This window comes from Campylobacter sp. RM16190, assembly GCF_012978835.1.
Classification (GTDB): Bacteria; Campylobacterota; Campylobacteria; order Campylobacterales; family Campylobacteraceae; genus Campylobacter_A.
This window is the reverse complement of record NZ_LIWS01000001.1, coordinates 311,748-331,445: the sequence shown is the minus strand read 5'-3', so window position 1 is coordinate 331,445 and position 19,698 is coordinate 311,748. Positions and strand designations below refer to the sequence as shown.

16 protein-coding genes are annotated in these 19,698 nt (G+C 37.1%); 12 read left to right on the top strand and 4 right to left on the bottom strand.

Translation table 11 applies throughout. The annotated features are described in order from the left end of the window. Positions 1-44: 44 nt before the first annotated feature. Genes CDOM16190_RS01695 through CDOM16190_RS01685 form a run of 3 tightly spaced genes read right to left on the bottom strand, consistent with a single transcriptional unit; the run spans position 45 to position 3,517 of the window. Entirely contained in the window at positions 45-962 is a 918-nt protein-coding gene (locus CDOM16190_RS01695) for an ABC transporter ATP-binding protein (RefSeq protein WP_349304321.1), read from the bottom strand. Between the two features lie 5 nt (positions 963-967). After that, positions 968-2,515: an ABC transporter permease gene (locus tag CDOM16190_RS01690; RefSeq protein WP_170018618.1), complete on the bottom strand. Its 1,548-nt coding sequence runs from the start codon at positions 2,513-2,515 to the stop codon at positions 968-970. After that, positions 2,516-3,517 carry a Fe(3+) ABC transporter substrate-binding protein gene (locus CDOM16190_RS01685; RefSeq protein WP_170018617.1) on the bottom strand — a complete coding sequence of 334 codons (1,002 nt, stop codon included), beginning with the start codon at positions 3,515-3,517 and terminating at the stop codon, positions 2,516-2,518. Between the two features lie 186 nt (positions 3,518-3,703). Here CDOM16190_RS01685 and CDOM16190_RS01680 point away from each other — a divergent pair, with 186 nt between their 5' ends. Then, complete coding sequence (locus tag CDOM16190_RS01680) at positions 3,704-4,081, top strand: rhodanese-like domain-containing protein (protein ID WP_170018616.1); 378 nt, start codon at positions 3,704-3,706, stop codon at positions 4,079-4,081. Positions 4,082-4,088: 7 nt separating this feature from the next. Here CDOM16190_RS01680 and CDOM16190_RS01675 read toward each other — a convergent pair whose 3' ends face one another. Continuing rightward, entirely contained in the window at positions 4,089-5,183 is a 1,095-nt protein-coding gene (locus CDOM16190_RS01675; RefSeq protein WP_170018615.1) for a CinA family protein, read from the bottom strand. A gap of 128 nt (positions 5,184-5,311) precedes the next feature. Between CDOM16190_RS01675 and ileS the strand changes: the two genes are divergently transcribed. The 11 genes from ileS to CDOM16190_RS01620 all read left to right on the top strand — a co-directional run bounded on the left by ileS (position 5,312) and on the right by CDOM16190_RS01620 (position 19,685). Then, entirely contained in the window at positions 5,312-8,071 is a 2,760-nt protein-coding gene (ileS, locus tag CDOM16190_RS01670) for an isoleucine--tRNA ligase (protein WP_170018614.1), read from the top strand. A 96-nt stretch (positions 8,072-8,167) separates the two neighbouring features. Beyond that, entirely contained in the window at positions 8,168-9,526 is a 1,359-nt protein-coding gene (gatA, locus tag CDOM16190_RS01665; RefSeq protein ID WP_170018613.1) for an Asp-tRNA(Asn)/Glu-tRNA(Gln) amidotransferase subunit GatA, read from the top strand. A 2-nt stretch (positions 9,527-9,528) separates the two neighbouring features. Further along, positions 9,529-10,977, top strand: coding sequence for an IMP dehydrogenase (gene guaB, locus CDOM16190_RS01660; protein ID WP_170018612.1), 1,449 nt, complete (start codon positions 9,529-9,531; stop codon positions 10,975-10,977). Next, complete coding sequence (gene metX, locus CDOM16190_RS01655; RefSeq protein WP_170018611.1) at positions 10,977-12,080, top strand: homoserine O-acetyltransferase MetX; 1,104 nt, start codon at positions 10,977-10,979, stop codon at positions 12,078-12,080. The genes guaB and metX overlap by 1 nt, the downstream gene beginning before the upstream one ends. Further along, positions 12,077-12,283 (top strand): exodeoxyribonuclease VII small subunit, encoded by a 207-nt coding sequence (gene xseB / locus CDOM16190_RS01650; protein WP_170018610.1) that lies wholly within the window; start codon positions 12,077-12,079, stop codon positions 12,281-12,283. Before metX ends, xseB begins: the two co-directional genes overlap by 4 nt. Beyond that, positions 12,276-13,076: a carbon-nitrogen hydrolase family protein gene (locus CDOM16190_RS01645; RefSeq protein ID WP_170018609.1), complete on the top strand. Its 801-nt coding sequence runs from the start codon at positions 12,276-12,278 to the stop codon at positions 13,074-13,076. Before xseB ends, CDOM16190_RS01645 begins: the two co-directional genes overlap by 8 nt. An 87-nt stretch (positions 13,077-13,163) precedes the next feature. Further along, positions 13,164-14,471, top strand: a complete 1,308-nt coding sequence (gene murC, locus CDOM16190_RS01640; protein ID WP_170018608.1) for a UDP-N-acetylmuramate--L-alanine ligase — start codon at positions 13,164-13,166, stop codon at positions 14,469-14,471. Next, positions 14,468-14,809 (top strand): hypothetical protein, encoded by a 342-nt coding sequence (locus CDOM16190_RS10630; protein WP_170018607.1) that lies wholly within the window; start codon positions 14,468-14,470, stop codon positions 14,807-14,809. Before murC ends, CDOM16190_RS10630 begins: the two co-directional genes overlap by 4 nt. Next, positions 14,810-17,011, top strand: a complete 2,202-nt coding sequence (locus CDOM16190_RS01630) for an endonuclease MutS2 (protein ID WP_170018606.1) — start codon at positions 14,810-14,812, stop codon at positions 17,009-17,011. A 53-nt stretch (positions 17,012-17,064) separates the two neighbouring features. Further along, positions 17,065-17,664, top strand: coding sequence for a LysE family translocator (locus CDOM16190_RS01625; protein WP_170018605.1), 600 nt, complete (start codon positions 17,065-17,067; stop codon positions 17,662-17,664). 230 nt (positions 17,665-17,894) lie between these two features. Continuing rightward, complete coding sequence (locus tag CDOM16190_RS01620; RefSeq protein ID WP_349644366.1) at positions 17,895-19,685, top strand: EAL domain-containing protein; 1,791 nt, start codon at positions 17,895-17,897, stop codon at positions 19,683-19,685. Positions 19,686-19,698: the final 13 nt, after the last annotated feature.

Sequence of the window (19,698 nt, the reverse complement as noted above, 5' to 3'; positions counted from 1 at the left end):
TTTTTGTTTTATTTGGTATATTTTATGAGAATTTAGTTAATATTTTAGTTTAAATCAAAGCCAAATTTATCACTTATTTCAATATTTGAGTTTATGATGCTTTTAAATTTTACATTCATAAATTCTAATTCAAGCTCATAAAATGCACCTAAAAATCGGCAACTTAATACATTTGCTTCAAATTTATTGCCGCTTATAATTTGTTCCGGTCTAAACATATATCTCTTATTCTTAAGCCACTGTTTAAATTCATCTGGAAGCACTTCTATATTGTATCCTGCCACAGAATTCATTTCGCCTAAAAATTTTGCCACCTCGAAACTACTTGGATTAAAATAGAGCTCTTTAGGTGTGCCAATATCTAAAATAATACCATTTTTAATAAGTGCAATTCTATCGCTTAGCATAAAGGCATCTTCTTTATCGTGAGTTACCATTATTGCGCTTAGACCGTTTTGTTTAATCAACTGTTTCAATTCAGATCTTAAAGTATGGCGGAGATTGTGATCTAGATTTGCAAACGGCTCATCAAGTAATAAAAGCTTTTCTTTGTTTGCCACTGCTCTTGCAAATGCCACGCGTTGAGCCTGTCCTCCTGAAATTTGATCGCACATTTTATTTTTTAGCTCTTTTATTTTAAATTTCTCAAGCAGACTCTCTATCTCTATATCACGTTCGTTTTTAGGCATTTTTGAAAGAGCGAATTCGATATTTTTATTTACATTTAAGTGCGGAAATAGAGCGTAGTTTTGAAACATCATGGCCACACCACAACCTTTTTTAAGTTCTATATCTCCGCTATCTTTTGTCTCAAGTCCGGCTATAATTCTTAAAAGAGTGCTTTTACCGCATCCGCTTTCACCCAAAATACTTAAAATTTCACCTTCTTTTAGTGTCAAATTTATATGTTTCAAAACATCTATGTTGTTAAATTTCTTGTTTAAATTTCTAATATTTAAAATTCCCATTACGCTTTTTTCCTAGATATTATTTCAAGCCAAATTACTGCCACTAAAGATAGCAAAACTATTAGTAAAGATGGCAATGCTGCCGCATATAATCTCTCGTCTGTGGCGTAGAAAAACGCTCTAATGCTAAGAGTTTCAAAGCCAAGCGGACGAAGTATCAGGCTTAATGGCAGCTCTTTTACAATGTCTATAAAAACTACAATCAACGAAAGAAAGAAAAAGTGCCTTAATAGGGGAAAATGCACTTTAAAAAAAAGTGTGAATTTAGATCTATTAAGAAGTAGGCTTGCGTCATCTATATTTTTTGGAATCTTTGCATAACCACTCTCTACGGCATATACAGAAGTCGCTAAAAATCTTACAATATAGCCAAAGATCAATACGACAAACGAGGCTGATAAAAATTGGGTGCCAAAATTTCTATCTATATATCCGAATACTATCATCACGCATAGGCCTATGCTTGCCCCTGGGAGTGCATAGCCAAGAGAGGTAGTTTTTAGCAAGAATGTATTTAGCTTATTGTTTTTGATAATTCTTGTTGAAAATACTAGAAAGAAGCTAATAAAAGTTATTAAAATTGCACTTATGATAGCCATTAGAAGCGAATTTCCAGCCATGGTTATAAATTCTAGCTTGAAATCTTGAATCGTCATTATGCTCCAATAAACAAGCCAGATAACAGGAAATAAAAATGCCAAACAAAAAATTACAAAGCACCACAAGAAAGCTAAAGTTTTCCCGATAGTGTTAAGCTCGCTTTTGGCTGTTGTCTTTGCGATATTGTGTGTATTAAAGCTATAGCCTTTCGAATTTTTATTGATATGCTCAAATATCATTATGATAAATACTAAAACCATTAGCATTGCAGCCAAAATAGATGCGGAGTATGAGTCTCCTAAATCGAACCATAGTTTAAATATCCCTGCGCTAAATGTTGCCACTCCGTAATAAGCCACAGTTCCGTAATCACTTAAAGTTTCCATTAAAACTAACATTGCTCCGCCTATAATGGCCGGTCTAGAGAGCATCACGGCTACCCTAAATATTTTAAACTGAGACAGTTTATAAATTTTACATACGTCAAAAAGCACTTTCGACTGAGTTTTAAAGGAAGTTTTTGCGAACATATAGATATATGGATAAAGCGATAAAGAAAGCACAAAAATGGCTCCGTAAATATTCATAAAATCAAGCCTAAAGCCGAAAATTTTATGAAAATAGCCTTGAAACTCCATTATTCCGACATAACAAAAGCTAAATATGTAAGCTGGTATGGCAAGCGGAAGCATTAGGGCATATTCAAAGAAATTTACAAAAGGAAATCGGTAGTTAGCTACTATCCATGCCGAAATAACGGCTATTGTGGCACTTAGAGCCAAGACCCCGAAAGCTACTAAAAAAGTGCCTTGAATATACCTTAAAAATAGATATTTAAAAAAATGCTCTAAATTGGAGTAGTCTCCAAAAGCTATCTCGAAAAAAATGCTAATAATAGGGACTAGGATGATGAGGGCGACCGTAATCGCCCAAGATTTGATATTCACTTATTTCCAGCCAGCCATATCAAATATTTTTACGGCTTCGCTTATTTTTTCTACAGATTTATAAAGTGGAGTTGAGTCCTCTTTGAATTTTCCAAACGCTTTGATTGTATCGCTCGGTTCTACTGCTGTATTTACAGGATATTCGTAGTTAATGCCTGCAAGTATCTTTTGAGCCTCAGGACTTACCATAAACTCCATAAATTTGATAGCATTCTCTTTGTTTTTAGAAGCTTTTGTAAGCGCTATACCGCTAATATTTACGTGTGTTCCGCGGTTATCTTGATTAGGGAAGATTACTCCTAAAATTTTAGCTACCTCTACATCCTCAGGCTTTGGAGAATTTAGCATAAGCCCTATGTAGTAAGTGTTCATTACCGCTACTTGACCCTCTCCTGCAAATATTGCTTTAGCTTGGTCTCTATCGCCGCCTTTTGGATCACGAGCTAAGTTGGCTAGAGTGCCTTTAGCCCATTTGCTAGCTGCGTCTACGCCTTCGCTCTCTATAATTGAAGCCAGAAGAGATGTGTTATATCCTGCTGTAGCACTTCTAATTAGAAGTTTGCCTTTTAGCTCAGGTTTGGTTAGGTCTTGATAGTTTTTAATTATACTTGGATCAAAATTTCTCTTGTCATAAGCTATTATTCTAGCTCTTTTTGAGATAGCAAACCAATATCCCTCTGCGTCTCTATATTGAGCCGGAACGATTTTTTCTAGAGTTTGAGACTTTACGGATTGCAATACGCCTTTTTTCTTAGCTGTGTAGAAATTTCCGGCATCTGCAGTGATAAAAAGGTCCGCTACAGAGCTATCGCCCTCTACCTCAAGCTTTTTAATAAGCTCTCCACCCTTTGCCTGAGTTGCATTTACTTTAATTCCAGTTTTTGCTTCGAATAACTTATAAAGTTGTGTGTCAGCGTCATAGTGGCGAGCAGAATATATGTTTATTTCAGCAGCAAGTGCAAAACTTGCCAGCAAACTTAAAGCTAATATGCTTTTTTTCATGTCTATCCTTTTTAATGGTATTGAAACTCAAAATATTAGCATTTATTTCTTATAATAATATTAAGTATTGTAAATACAGCTTATGCCGAGAGGAAGGTGTTAAGATTATAATATAAGCACTTGTTAAAAATTTTTTAACAAAAAAGTGGTAATATTTCGCCAATTTTAAAAATAAAAGGCAAAAAATTGAAAAAATTTCTACTTCTATCAATGGCTGCATCCGCTGCTTTTTCTCAGTTTCAAATTGTTAATGTAACACCTCAAAACATTAATGATTACGAGCAGATTGTAGATATCAGAACAGAGCCAGAATGGAGAGCTACAGGCATAGTAAAAGGTGCTAAAACAATAACCTTTGATCCTTACAATACTACTAAATTCATACAAGAGCTAAAGGATAACTTTGATATCTCAAAACCTATAGCTTTGATTTGTAGAAGCGGCAATAGAAGCTTTCATGCAGCTAGAATGCTTGATTCTGGTGGGCTAAATATCATAAATTTAAATGGCGGAATGGGTGCTTTGATTAGACAAGGCTACGAGCCTGTTCCTTTTAATAAATAAAATTTATTCAAAAAAAGATTTCAGGAGCAATGCGCAATAAGCATGTATAGGCGTGCAGTGCGCTTTGTTCTCTTATGTAGTTTCTATCTCCTTTTAAATTTAGCCTATCGACTATGATCTTGCCGTTTTTGCTTAAGGCTCCTACAAATACAGTTCCTACGGGTTTTTCTACGCTTCCGCCGTCAGGTCCCGCTATGCCGCTCACGGCCAATGCGAAATCAGCTCCGCTTGAGCGAATGACCCCACTTAGCATCTCATTTACGCATTGTTCGCTTACCGCTCCATAAGTTTCAATAGTATTCTTGCCAACTCCTAGCCATTCTGCTTTAATCTCGTTTGCATAAGTTATAAGCGAGCCGTCAAAAGCGGCTGAAACTCCTGCAAATTGACCAAATTTAGCTGCTATTAACCCAGCTGTACAAGACTCCGCAAAAGTAATTTTTAGATTTTTTCTAATGAGTGTTTTTGCGATATGTTCAACTAAATTTTTGCTAGCGATAAATTTTTGAGAAAATAGATTTTTAACACCGTTTATAAAGCTTTCTATCTGACCAAATTTATTAGCTTCCGCCCTTACGATAACTAAATTCTCTATGATTTGGGATAGATAAATTTGTACCTCATAAGTTTTAGCAATCGGTTCTAATAAAATTTTAGTACTTTCGCTATCGATATCAAATAGGTTAAAATAAGTAAAATTTATATTTGGTTTTATGTGAATTTGCCCTATTTCTTTAGTTGGAATAGCTTTTATAAGATTTACTTGAGTATTATTTAAATTTATTAAAAAGCTATCTTTCGTTATTGTTATAGCTTTGCTTGGCGCAAGTGTATTTTGCTCCTTTAGTTCTATTAAATCCTCGCTTAATGTAGCCAAAATTTTAGCCGTAGTTGCGTAGTTTTCATTTGAGGCAAATATGCAAAGAGTATCAAATTTAGAGCATAAGTTTTCTATGATAAATGGCAACTCTTTGTCGCTTTTATTGGCGAAGCTAAACTCTCCAAGCTCTTTAAAATGAGCCTTGTAAAAGCTAAAAATATAGCCCAAAAAAGCGGCGTTTATGCTTAAATCCTCTCCGATTATCAAAAGTGCATTTTTCATAAAAACCTCCTTAATTTTTGAAATTATATCACAAAAAAATCGACTAAATTTTTGGCTTAACGCTCGATTTTCAGTAGCCTTTAATCACTGCTTAGATAAAATTTACAAATTTGAAACAAGGCAACAAGATGGACTATAAAGATACACTCCTGCTTCCAAGCACCGAATTTCCTATGCGAGGAAGCTTGCCGCAAAACGAACCGACGCGGCTAGAAAAATGGTACGGCGAGAGAGACATCTACTCTAAAATGAAAGCCAAACGCCAAAAGGCGAAAAAGAGCTTCAGCCTCCACGACGGACCCCCTTACGCTAACGGAAATTTGCACATCGGACACGCACTTAACAAAACCCTAAAAGACATCATCACTAAGACTCACTACTTCTTTGGCGAAGATATCCGCTATACTCCGGGCTGGGACTGCCACGGTTTGCCTATCGAGCAGCAAGTTGAGGTAAAACTCGGCGAGAAGAAAAAGGAGATGAGCACAACTCAGATCAGGGAGTTTTGTAGAGAGCATGCAAGAGAGTTTATAGGGATCCAAAAAGAGGGCTTTAAGCAGCTTGGTATAGTTGGCGACTGGGACGATCCTTATCTTACGATGAAATTTAAATTTGAGGCTGAAATTTATAAGACGCTCTGTAAGGTCGCTAAGCGCGGCCTTTTGATCGAGAGAAGCAAGCCTGTCTACTGGAGCTGGGCGGCAAAATCAGCCCTTGCAGAAGCTGAAGTCGAGTATGAAGACAAAGAGGACTATAGCATCTACGTAGCCTTTAAACTAGGCAATGAGGCGCTAAAAAAACTTGGAGTAAAAGAGGCAAGCGCAGTCATCTGGACTACGACTCCTTGGACTCTTCCTGCAAACCAAGCCATAAGCTTAAATCCAAATGAAAAATACGTAGTTACGGCTGAAAATTTGATATTTGCCAAAGAGATGATCGAAGAGCTCGTTAAAGAAGGGCTTACAAAAGGCGATATCGTTAAGGAATTCAAAGCAGGCGAACTTGAAAATCTCCACGCCATAAATCCTCTAAACGACCGCGAGTCTAAATTTATCCTAGGCGAGCACGTTACTATGGACGGCGGAACAGGACTTGTCCATACGGCTCCTGGACACGGCGAGGATGACTATCACATAAGCTTAAAATACGGCATCGAAGTCATCATGCCTGTGGATGAGGCTGGCCTTTACGACTTTACGCTTAGAGCCAAGAAGCTTTTCCGTGCGGACGTGGTGGATGAGCTGGTTGGCATGCATATATTTAAGGCCAACGAGAAAATTTTAGAAATTTTGGGCAAAAGCCTGCTTAAGGTTAGTAAATTTACCCACTCTTATCCTTTCTGCTGGAGAACACATAAGCCTGTTATTTACCGCGCGACCAAGCAGTGGTTTATCGCTATGGACGAGCCAAAGATAGATGGAAAAACCCTAAGAGAGGTTGCACTTGCGGAGATAGAAAAGGTTAAATTTTACCCTGCAAGCGGCGCAAGAAGGATAGGGCTGATGGTTGCAAATCGCCCTGACTGGTGTATCTCTCGCCAAAGAGATTGGGGTGTGCCAATCGCGTTTTTTAGAGATAAAGAGACGAAAGAGCCGATATTTGACAGTGAAATTTTGGATTTTGTAGCCAAAATTTTTGAAGAAAAGGGAGCTGATGCTTGGTGGGATATGGAAATTAAAGAGCTTCTACCGCCAAATTCCAAATATGACGCTAAAAATTTAGAAAAAGTAACCGACATCCTTGATGTATGGTTTGATAGCGGTAGCACTTGGTCTGCTGTTTTAAAGAGCGGAGATTACGACGCGGGCGGCTATCAGGCCGATATGTATTTAGAAGGCAGCGATCAGCACAGAGGTTGGTTTCAAAGCTCACTTCTTTTAAGCTGTGCGGCAGAGGGACAAGCGCCTTATAAAAGCGTCTTAACTCACGGCTTTACCGTTGATGAAAACGGTCAAAAGATGAGTAAGAGTAAGGGTAACGTCGTAGCTCCGCAAGATGTTATCAAAACTTACGGCGTTGAAATTTTGCGCCTTTGGGTTGCACTAAGTGACTATTCAAGCGATTTAAAGATAAGCGATAACATCTTAAAGCAAGTTAGCGAACAGTACCGCAAGATAAGAAACACGATAAGATTTTTGCTTGCAAACGTAAATGATTTGGATGATCTGGAGACTTCAAATTTCAACATCCTTGATAAGTGGATACTAAGCCGTGCTAGACGTGCTTTTAGCGAGGTTGAGGCGGCGTTTAGAAATTACGATTTCTCAAAAGGCTTTAGCGTACTTATGAATTTCTTGAGTGCCGATCTTTCGGGTATCTATCTTGATATTTGCAAGGATAGGCTATATTGTGACGAGATGGACGGCGATCGCAGAAGATCGGCTCAAAGCGCGATGGCTATCATCACAAGAGCGCTCTTGCCGCTTATCGCGCCGACGCTTACATATACGGTTGATGAGGTTATGGACTACGCGCCTGAGATTATCAAAAACGGAGCCAAAGATGCATTTGATCTTGAGTATGCGCCCATAGAGTTTGAATTTGAAGTGGATGATGAGCTTTTAGCTCAAAGTAGAGAGAAATTCTTTGAGCTTATAGACGTGCTTAAAAAAGATAAAAAGATAAAATCAACTCTTGAACTAGTGCTTCAAACCAGCTCAAATTCTATTCTGAGCGAAAATTTAGACGAGATAACTGACTGGTACATGGTAAGCGAGATCGAGAGCCTTGATGATAAGGATAGTTTGGCTGAATTTGAGATAGGACATGACAAATTTAAGCTTGTAATGTCAAGCAAATTTAAGTGCCCAAGATGCTGGAAATTTAGCGCTAAGCATGACGGCGAAACCTGCCCGAGATGTGAAAGAGTGCTTAAAAATGCTCTCTGAGCCGATACATTTTAGCGTCATCGTAGCCACTATAGCAACGATATTTTGCGTAGTAGGCATCGGTATAGTTTTAGTAAATAAATTTAAGGAAAACAGATGATAACTTTAAAAGAGGCTTTAAAGCTCTCAAGCGAGGAGATAAAGTCGCTAAGAAGCGAGCTTGAGGCAAAAATCATAGCCGAGAAAAAACTCGGAGCTTATGTAGAACAGCTTGCAAATTTGCCTATCTCAAAACTTGGCGAAGGCGTGCCTATCGCGATAAAAGATAATATTCAGGTAGATGGCTGGAGTATCACTTCATGCTCTAAAATTTTAGAGGGTTACATAGCGCCTTATAACGCAACTGTTATAGAAAAGCTTTTAGAGGCGAATTTAGCACCATTTGGTAGAACAAATATGGACGAATTTGCGATGGGTAACACTACCGAGAGTTCAATTTATGGAAAAACTTTAAATCCTTTAAATAACGCCCACATCCCTGGCGGTAGTAGTGGCGGTTCGGCGGCGGCAGTTGGCGGCGGTATAGCTATAGCTGCACTTGGAAGTGATACAGGCGGTAGTATTCGTCAGCCTGCTGCATTTTGCGGATGTGTGGGCTTTAAGCCGACTTACGGACGCGTAAGTAGATATGGTCTTGGAGCTTACTCAAGCAGTTTGGATCAAATAGGACCTATAACTCAAAACGTCGAAGACGCCGCGATACTTTATGATATCATCGCAGGACACGATGAAAGAGATAGTACAAGCGTAAATAAGAAATTCGAAACTACTGCAGATAAGCTTAACGCCGATAGAAAACTAACAATATGTGTGATAGAAAACTACATAAACGAGGCTAGTGAAGAGACTAAAAGCGCACTTTTAAAAGCAGTTGATGTATTAAAATCAAATGGACATAAGATAGTTTATAAAAATTTAGACACTTCAAAATATGATATAGCAACCTATTATATAATAGGAACTGCCGAAGCGAGTGCAAATTTAAGCCGTTTTGACGGAGTTAGATATGGACGCAGAGCAGAGGCTAAAAATTTAAAAGAGCTATATATCAACTCTCGCTCGGAAGGCTTTGGTGATGAAGTAAAAAGAAGAATTTTACTAGGAACCTTTGTGTTAAGTAGCGGATATTACGATGCTTATTATATAAAAGCGCAAAAAGCAAGAGCGTATACAAAAGCAAAATATGAGCAAATTTTAAGCGAATGCGATCTCATGCTAATGCCTGTAGCACCTACTACGGCTCCTAAATTTGGTGATATTACGGATCCGCTTCAATCATACTTAGCTGATATATATACTATAGGTGTCAATTTGGCCGGACTTCCTGCGGTATCTGTTCCTGTGGCTAAGGATAAAAACGGCTTAAATGTCTCGGCTCACCTTGTGGCTAAAGCATGGGATGAGCAGACTCTGCTTGATGGTGCATTTGGCTTGGAAAATTTAATAAAAGGATAAAGATGAAGATAGTTAAAAGAGCTCTCACCTTTGAGGACGTGCTTTTAGTTCCGCAGTATTCTGAAATTTTACCTAAAGAAGTTAGTATAAAGAGTGTATTTTCTAAAAACATTACTTTAAATATCCCTATTGTATCGGCTGCTATGGATACGGTTACCGAACACAGGACAGCCATTATGATGGCTCGTTTAGGTGGTATAGGGGTAATACATAAAAATATGGACATAGCCTCTCAAGTTCACGAAGTAAGACGAGTAAAAAAGAGCGAAAGCGGGGTCATAATAGATCCCATATCTATATCTCCAGATGCGACGGTTGGTGATGCACTTGATATGATGGCAGATCTTCATATCTCAGGAGTTCCTGTTGTGGATAGCGAAAATAAACTGATTGGAATTTTAACAAACCGTGATTTGAGGTTTGAAAACGATAGAAGAGTGCTTGTAAAAGATCGTATGACAAAGGCTCCTTTGATAACCGCTCCAAAGGGCTGCACTCTTGATGATGCTGAGAAAATTTTTAGTCAAAATAGAGTAGAAAAGCTCCCTATAGTCGATAAAGATGGACATCTTGAAGGACTTATAACGATAAAAGATCTTAAAAAACGTAAAGAGTATCCAAATGCCAATAAAGATAGATATGGCAGGCTTCGTGTTGCTGCTGCTATTGGCGTAGGACAGTTTGATAGGGCTAAAGCTCTTGTGGAAGCTGGCGTGGATGTTATAGTTATGGACTCTGCGCATGGACACTCAAAAGGTATCATAGATACTCTAAAACAGGTAAAAGCAAATTTTAACGTAGATGTAGTTGTTGGAAATATTGCAAATCCAGCTGCAGTTAAAGACTTGGCAGAGGCAGGAGCAGACGGCATAAAAGTAGGAATCGGTCCCGGATCGATTTGTACTACAAGAATTATAGCGGGAGTAGGAGTGCCGCAAATTTCAGCCATAGATGACTGTGCAAACGAGGCTAAAAAATATGGCATTCCTGTTATAGCAGACGGTGGAATTAAGTATTCAGGAGATATAGCTAAGGCTCTTGCCGCAGGCGCTAGTTGCGTTATGGCCGGAAGCTTGCTTGCAGGATGCGAGGAGAGTCCAGGAGAAGTTATAACTTTCCAAGGAAGACAATATAAAGTATATAGAGGTATGGGCTCTATCGGAGCTATGACAAAAGGAAGCTCTGACAGATATTTTCAGGAAGGTACCGCTCAAGATAAGCTTGTGCCAGAGGGTATCGAAGGTCGTGTGCCTTATGTCGGCAGTATCAAAGAGGTTGTGCACCAACTACTTGGCGGTCTAAGAAGCGCTATGGGTTATTGCGGCTCAAAAGATATCGCAACTCTTCAAGAAAGGGCCGAATTTGTTGAGATTACCAGTGCGGGACTTAAAGAAAGTCACGTTCATGACGTCGTTATAACACAAGAAGCACCGAACTATAAAGTTAATTAGTGTTAAATTTAAAAACCAAAAGAGAGAAATTTGACGAACCGCTTTACCTTGAGAGCGGTCGAATTCTCTCAAATTTTGAGCTTGTTTATGAAACTTACGGAAATTTAAATCAGGATAAAAGCAACGTTATTGTCATCTGCCACGCACTTACCGGCTCACACCATGCCGCAGGCAGGTATGAAAACGATACGAAATCAGGCTGGTGGGACGGATTTATAGGTGATGACAAAGCAGTTGATACGAATAAGTTTTTTGTCATCTGTGTAAATATCTTAGGCTCAAATTTTGGCTCCACAAATCCGCTTAGTATCGAAAAAAGCACAGGCAAGCAGTATCGCTTGAGGTTTCCAGTTCTTACGATAAGCGATGTGGTAAAAGCTCAGATGAAGCTCTTTAAAAGGCTTGGTATCAAACAGGCTCACGCGGTTATCGGCGGCAGTCTTGGCGGTATGCAAGCGCTTTGTTTTGCTATCGAATTTCCTGAATTTGCAAAAAATGTAATAATCATGGCAAGCACTTACCAGACCAAGCCTTGGGCGATCGCCTTTAATAAAATCGCAATAGAGGGCATTTTGCGCGACAAGGAGTTTAAAAACGGCGAATACGATCCAAATGATTTGGCTGAAAGCGGACTTCTTGGTATGGCGCTTGGTAGAATGGTAGGACATATCAGTTTTTTAAGCCCTGATTCAATGGACGTGAAATTTGGCAGAAACTATGTGGAAACAGACGGACTTTACGAGCTTACGGGGCGTTTTCAAGTAGATAGATATATGGAGTATAACGGGCATAATTTCCCGAAGCGATTTGATCCGCTAAGCTATCTTTATATCGTTAAGATGATGAATATCTTTGACTGCACTCGCCACTACGATAGCCTTGGTGACGCGCTTTCACAAATTCGCGCCAGACTTACGCTCATATCATTTAGCGGCGATATATTATTTCCGCCAAGTTGCATGAAGGAGATGGCTGATGAGATTGCCAATCTTGAAAAGCCTTGCGAATGCGAATATATAGAGATAGATAGCAGTTACGGTCATGACGCGTTTTTGGTTGAAGTTGATAAATTTGAAGATCATGTAAAAAGGGTTTTAAGATGAGTGAAGAGATAAAGCAGGATCAGTTTGAAGATAAGCTTATAAAGGCAAATGAGATTTTAGAGCGATTAAGCGATGAGAATATCAGTCTAGAGGAGAGTGTAAAGCTCCATAAAGAGGGCAAGAAACTTCTTGATGAGGCGGCTAAAATTTTACAAAACGCCAAGCTTGTCATAAACGAAGTAGGGGATGAAAAAGATGAGTAAAATTTGTGCATTGCAGCTTGCAACTCAACCTATGAGCGATTCTAGACTTGATTATTATTTTAAGATGTGTGCCGATGAGGATGCTCGTCTTATAGTGCTTGGAGAGTATGTTCTAAATAGCTTTTTTAAAGAACTTGAGACCATGCCTAAAAGCATTATAAAAGAGCAGAGTGAGAGGAAAAAAGAGTCGCTTTTAAATCTTGCCAGTAAATATGATTTGACTATAGTTGCGCCTTTCGTTTTAAGCAAAGGAAAGGAATTTATAAAAGTCGTTGCAAAATTTAATAATAGCGGAGTCAAATTTCATGAACAGCAAATTTTAATGCCGTATTCACACTGGAATGAGGCGAAATTCTTTAATAACGCTCAAGAGGACAAGATAAATTTTATGACCTTTATGCATGAAAAATTTAAAATCGGTGTGATGTTTGGTTACGAATCTCACTTTGACCCTGTCTGGGCATATATGATGAATAAAAAAGTAGATATCATAGTAATGCCGACTGCGAGCACTTTTTTTAGTGAAAATCGCTGGGAAGAGCTTTTAAAGACTAGAGCTTTTACGAATAATACATATATTTTACGGGTAAATCGCGTGGGAAATCATAAGGTAACCGCCGGTCAGTGGAATTTTTACGGAGATACGATGCTTATTGATCCTTTAGGTGAAGTTGAAGCTAGTCTTGGAAACGGTGAAGAGATGCTGCTGGCAAAGGTTAGTAAGCAAAAGATTGGTAATGCAAGAAATTTGTGGGAATTTAGAAAGATACTTCACAAGAGAGGACTTGTTTAATTGTCTAATTTCTTATTTTAAATAGCTAAAAGTATCTAAGTCTCTTTTGGATATAATCGATATAAATTTTAAATTCAAGGTCAAATTTTGAAAAAAGTCCATTTTATAGGTATAGGCGGCATAGGAATTTCGGCAATCGCTAGGTTTTTGAATGAAAAAGGTTTTGAGATAAGTGGTAGTGATATCAAAGAGAGCTCGACTATCATAGAGCTACAAAATCAAGGCATTAAAGTTATTACTCCGCACTGCAAAGAGGCTATTAAAGATCAAGATTTCGTTATATATTCAGCTGCCATAAAGAGCGATAATATCGAGCTTGTCGAGGCTAAAAATAAAGGCATAAAGTGCCTGTCTCGCAAAGAGGCATTACCTATGGTTTTAGAGGGCAAGCGTGTATTTGCTGTGGCTGGAGCTCACGGCAAAAGTACTACTTCTGCGATGTTGTCTGGCCTGCTTGAAGGCTCTGTGATCATAGGGGCGATATCTAAGCAGTTTAACTCCAATATGAAATACGAGGCACATGAAAATGTGATCTTTGAAGCTGACGAGAGCGATTCTAGCTTTTTAAACTCAAATCCCTATCTTGCTGTTGTGACTAACGCAGAGCCTGAGCATATGGAGCATTACGAGCATGATTTGGAAAAATTTCATGCCGCATATCGCGGATTTTTAGAGCGTGCTAAAGTTAGGGTGATAAATGCTGAAGATGAGTTTTTAAGCACCCTAAAGATAGAGGCGGTTAGACTAAATCCAAGCGTTGATATAACCGATATGAATATGGTTGTAAGAGATTTTGTCCCATATACCACCTTTAATCTAAAAAATTTGGGCAAATTTGAGGTGCTTGGAATGGGCGAATATATAGCAATTGACGCTAGTTTGGCAATTTTGGCTGCAATTAACGAGGTATCTTTAAGCTCAATTAGAGAAAATTTGCTAAATTTTAAAGGGATAAAAAAACGCTTTGACATACTTACCGCAAGTCGTAAATTTGTGCTTATAGATGATTATGGACATCATCCTACGGAGATTAAAGCTACTTTAAAATCAGCATTTGAGTATGCTAAATTGCTTGGAATCTCAAAGGTGACAGCGATATTTCAACCGCATAGATATACCAGGCTTGGTGCGAATTTGGATGCGTTCAAAGAGAGTTTTAAAGGTGTAGACGAGCTTGTGATTTTACCTGTTTATGGGGCAGGTGAAACTCCTATAGATATCGATTTGAAGGATGAATTTAAAGAGTATAATCCGGTAATGACTAAAAAAGTTGAGCGAGAAGGCGATGCTATTGGATTTATAGATGAATTTGGAGTAAAAAATTTGCTTGATGACGGGCTTGTAATCGGCTTTGGGGCGGGAGATATAACATATCAGTTGAGAGGAAATTTATGAGAATTTTATTTATTTTAGCAGCTTTTTTACTGGTTGTTTTGCTGTTTAGTATAAAGCACGAAAGCCTTAATATGAGAGCCAAGATACTGCTTACGATAGCTATTTCTATTGTATGTGCGGCCGCTTGCTTTTATCAATTTGAGTTTGAAAACAGGCAGGCTAAATCGCAAGAAATTTTAACCCTATTTAATCAGGGCAAGGTTTTAAAGTGTGGAGATATTGAGGTAACGAACTCAAAATTTAATTATGAATTCGGCACCTCCTCTTTTGTGGCAAAGCGAGGCATAAAAGAGCTTAGTAGTGTAAAAGTAGATATAAAAAACTGTGAGGCTAAATAGGTGGATAGGCTTATTCAAACCCTTGATTTAACCGAATATATAGCTAAATTTAGCTCATTTTTGGCCCGCGAAAAACCTCTCTTTATCCCGGGTGATACTAGGCTTCATTATGAAAAAATTCTTGAACTCTCTTTAATGGAGTTTAAAGAGCCCGAAAATACGGCAAATTTAGATGATGCCATAATACGCCTTAGCAAGCAAGCGGTGCTTCATATAAGTGAAATTTACGAATTTTCTAAGATTATAAGATATTTTACCTATCTAAAAACTCTAAAATTTGAGAAAAAACTTGGAGAGTGGCTTGCTAAGATAGAGACCCCAGAAGCTGTTTTGAAGGTTTCAAACTATTTTGATAAAAACGGCGAGTTAAAAGATGAAATAGATGAGAGATTGATCGGTATAAGGGCTGCTTTTAATACAAAAAAAGCGCAAATTGATGCAGATATGAAAAGGCTTATATATTCTAAGTCAATAACCCCTTATCTTGTCGATACTCAGGTGCATTTTATAAATAATCAAGAGGCGTTGCTTGTTAGAGGAGGATTTAATCACGCTTTAAAGGGCACCGTTATAGCACGTAGCGCTAGCGGCTATTTTTACGTAATGCCAGCAAATATCGAAAAGCTAAAAAAAGAGCAGAGTGAGCTAATAGATAAAAAAGAGCAGATAGTTTACGAGTATGCAAAGCAAATTAGCGGAGTTTTTCATAAGAATCTACTCTTTTTAAAATTTATAAATACAGCCTTTGACCTTTTTGATGCCTATAGTGCTAGGGTTTTAACAGCTAGAAGCTTGGATTACGAGTTTGTTTTAAGTGATAACTCAGATAAGATAATTCTTAAAAATTTCGCCCATCCTGCGCTTAAAAATCCAAAGAGCGTAAGTGTAGATTTTAGTAAAAAGGTGCTTTTGATAACCGGTGTAAACGCCGGCGGAAAGTCGATGCTACTAAAATCAATAATAGCTGCTGCCTTTATGGCTAAGTATCTTTTGCCTATGAGAATAGATCCTCTTAACTCTCGCATAGGCGGATTTAAAGAGTTTGATACCATTATCGAAGATCCGCAAAATGTAAAGAACGATATCTCAACCTTTGCAGGCAGAATGCTGCATTTCTCCAAGCTTTTTACAAAGAAAAATTTGCTAATAGGTATCGATGAGATAGAACTAGGAACGGATTTTGAAGAGGCTGCAAGCCTATATGGGGTGATGATAGAAAAGCTGATAGCTCAGGATATCAAGATGATAATAACAACTCACCATAAACGTCTAGCTATGATACTTGCCAAAAATAGCGAAGTAGAGCTTGTGGCCGCGCTTTATGACGAGGCTAATTCACGTCCTAAATTTGAGTTTTTAAAAGGAACCATAGGCAAATCATACGCCTTTGAAACAGCGGCCAGATATGGGATATCGCAAAATTTGGTAAGCGAGGCTAAGAGACTTTACGGAGAAGATAAAGAAAATTTAAATGAAATAATCTCAAAGACTCTAAATTTAGAGGTTGAGCTAAAAGAAAGGCTTGAAAATACACTCAAAAAAGAACAAAAATTAGACAGCCTAATAGACAGCCTAAGAGATCAAAAAGAGCGTTTTGAAATTGAGCAGCAAGAGATTGTAAATAGGCTTGAAAGAGAGTATTTTAAGGCTATAAATGAGGCCAAAAGAGCTATAAATTTAGATAATACCAAAGAGAAACAGCGCGCTTTAAACAGGGCTAATGAAGCTAAAAAAACGATAGTAAAACCAGAAGTTGCTACTGCACCTGAGCTAAATGTCGGAGATTATGTAAAATATGGCAAAATAAAGGGAGTGGTGATAAATTTAAGCAAAGGTGATGCGACTATACAAACCGATGCCATAAGCTTGAGAGTACCTATAAAGATGCTAAAAAAAAGCGGAAATCCGCCATCTGCACCAAAAAAATCAGAAGTAAATTTGAAAATACAAAAGCCAAGAAGTGCAAATGTGGTGCTTGATCTGCACGGAATGCGTGCTGATGAGGCGATAGACAAATTGGATAAATTTATAAGCGATAGCCTTGTGATGGGCTTTGATGAGGTAAGCGTATTTCACGGTATAGGTACTGGCAAACTGGCTTATGCGGTCAAGAATTTTTTAAGAGAGCATCCTAGTGTAAAGGAATTTTTTGATGCACCGCCAAATCAGGGTGGTTTTGGAGCAAAGATTATTCGTCTTTAGTAGTCCAAATCTATCAATTTATACTACTTAATATGAAATTTTAAAGGATTGATTTGACGGCATTTTTGCAAGGGTTGTTTTTTGGTTTTGGTGCGGCGGTCCCAATAGGCCCTATAAATATAATGATAATGACAGCTGCTCTAAAATCGTTTTGGATAGCTTTTGCTATAGGGCTTGGAGCCATGAGTGCTGATATATTTTATCTTGCGCTTTTGGTCTTTGGTCTGCTTGAATATTTAAATGGCGATACTGTCTCAAAAATTTTAGGGGCTTTTGGTATCTGTTATCTTTTTTATATATCATATCTTATACTTAAAAATTCCAATAAACCTATAAGAGTAGATGAACAGATTGGAGCAATCAAAGGAAATTTTCTTAGAAATTATTTTAAAGGTTTCTTGGTAACTCTTACAAATCCTTATACGGTAGGCTTTTGGCTTAGTGTGACAAGCTATGCTAAAAGCTTTGAGAATGTATATTTAGTTATGGTCGGGCTTGTTGTCGCTATTTTTATATGGATAGTGTCTATGCCTTTTGGAATCTATAAAAGCACTAAATTTATCTCTCATAATTTAGTAAAATGGATGAATATTGTATGTGTAATTATATTAGTAGGATTTGCGTTAAATATGCTTTATAAGTTATTTTTATAGATAGATGTTTTGTTGATGGTTGTTAATAGCTTTTTAAAACAAAAGATGATAAAATACAAGGCAGTTTGTCTTATAAAAAAGAGGCTTAAGAAGTTCTAATGCAAAATTTCGATTTAAAGAAATCAACTAGACTATTTGTAATACTACCTATAACAATATTATTTATATGTTATATTGCTATCATTTCTTATGTTTTCAGTATTAAATATAAAGGATCTATTGATCATCCTGTGGACATATCCATAAATCAGAAAGTAGAGTCTTTTATGAATGTTGTAGAGACGATTTATAAAGATATCACCAAAGAAAATATAGCAAAATTTCAAGAATATATAAAAGAGACTAAGGCAATTCCTGTTTGGATACTAAAGGGTTCTGAAACTAAAAAAGAATTTATTGTTTTGGCTAGTTCAGAATATCCGGATTTAATCGGTAAACCTCTGCCGCATGAAGTTTGCAATATGGATTCAAGAATATACCAAAAACTAATCAATAGCGACCACTACAAAGATATTAAATTAATGCCTGATAATAAAATTTTGGTATGTTATTTTAAAAAGCACAAAGATGTAGTTATAGGCTATCGTATGCTTCATAATGCTAAAATTTCAGGCTTTGGTGACCCTTATTTTAAAGAGTGGGTTATCGTCAATCTAAAAACAACACTAATTGTAACAACTATAATACTTATAATAGCTCTCTTACAATATTTTCTATTTTTTAGAAAGTTAAAAACAAGTCATGGTCTTATGACCAAGATCAATTCCGAGCTTACTAAAAAGAACTCGGAAATAGAGTATAGACTATATTTTGATACATTAACGGGATTACCAAATAAAGAGTCTTTGCAAAAAGATATAGAGTCTATGAAAAATCCTAAGATAGTCATTATGGATATAGATAATTTTAGAAAGATGAATAACTACTTTGGATATAACATATGTAATCAGGTTTTAGTATATCTGGCCGAACTCACTAAAAGAATAGCCGAAAAAGAGGGAATGATAGTATATAGAACTGGTGCAGATCAGTTTACATTTGTGGAGGATAAAAATTTCTTTATAGATCGCTATGAAGAACTCGCCACAAAGCTTTTAGATACTTTAAAGGGACTCATTATAGATGTTGAAAGAGAAGATGAGGATAAGCAAGATCTTATAGAGGTACATTGTACAGTAGGATTTTCTCTTGATGAGTATGATACCTTTAAAAAAGCTATGTTGGCCTTAGAATATGCAAAAAGTAATGGAAAGGATTATTTTTGCTATCTTAAAAGCATTGATGACACAACTCAGTATGTTGAACAGATTAAGCGTTCTAATTTGATTAGAAACGCAATTATAAATGATAAAATTATTCCTTTCTACCAGCCTATATTTAATTCAAAAAAACAGGTTGTTAAGTATGAGATGCTAGCTCGTATACAAAATAGTAGAGAGATAATATCGCCAAATGTTTTTTTAGATGTATCAAAACGTATCAAGAGATATGTCGATATAGAAAAAATGCTATTGGAAAAGAGCTTTAAGCTTATAGCAGATAAACCAGAGGCTGTAATATCAGTAAATTTATCTGGAAGAGATATGACAGATGGCGATATGAGCGTATTCATAATAGATAAGATAAATAGATACAAAATCGCACATCGTGTGGTATTTGAAATACTAGAAGATGAGAATCTTGAAAATTTAGAGAGGGTTGTTAAGTTTATCGAGCGTGTTAAAAATATGGGAGTAAGAATAGCCATAGATGATTTTGGTTCAGGATATAGTAATTTTTCATATATTCTAAGAATAAAACCTGATTTCATCAAAATAGACGGATCTATAATAAAAAATATAGACACAGATGATGACTCACGCTCAGTAGCAGGAGCTATAATAGCTTTCGCAAAGAAACTTAATATAACTATAGTTGCCGAGTTTGTTCATTCAAAAAGCGTATTTGAGACTTGCGTGGATCTTGGAGTAGATGAATTTCAAGGATTTTATCTAGGCGAGCCTTCAGATTCATTGCTTTAAAATTTAAAAATAA

Bases quoted from the DNA above. Each gene is read 5' to 3' on its own strand.
- xseB (WP_170018610.1), top strand. From the start codon at position 12,077: ATGAGTGAAGAGATAAAGCAGGATCAGTTTGAAGATAAGCTTATAAAG.
- CDOM16190_RS01645 (WP_170018609.1), top strand. From the start codon at position 12,276: ATGAGTAAAATTTGTGCATTGCAGCTTGCAACTCAACCTATGAGCGAT.
- gatA (WP_170018613.1), top strand. From the start codon at position 8,168: ATGATAACTTTAAAAGAGGCTTTAAAGCTCTCAAGCGAGGAGATAAAG.
- ileS (WP_170018614.1), top strand. From the start codon at position 5,312: ATGGACTATAAAGATACACTCCTGCTTCCAAGCACCGAATTTCCTATG.
- guaB (WP_170018612.1), top strand. From the start codon at position 9,529: ATGAAGATAGTTAAAAGAGCTCTCACCTTTGAGGACGTGCTTTTAGTT.
- CDOM16190_RS01675 (WP_170018615.1), bottom strand. From the start codon at position 5,183: ATGAAAAATGCACTTTTGATAATCGGAGAGGATTTAAGCATAAACGCC.
- CDOM16190_RS10630 (WP_170018607.1), top strand. From the start codon at position 14,468: ATGAGAATTTTATTTATTTTAGCAGCTTTTTTACTGGTTGTTTTGCTG.
- CDOM16190_RS01685 (WP_170018617.1), bottom strand. From the start codon at position 3,517: ATGAAAAAAAGCATATTAGCTTTAAGTTTGCTGGCAAGTTTTGCACTT.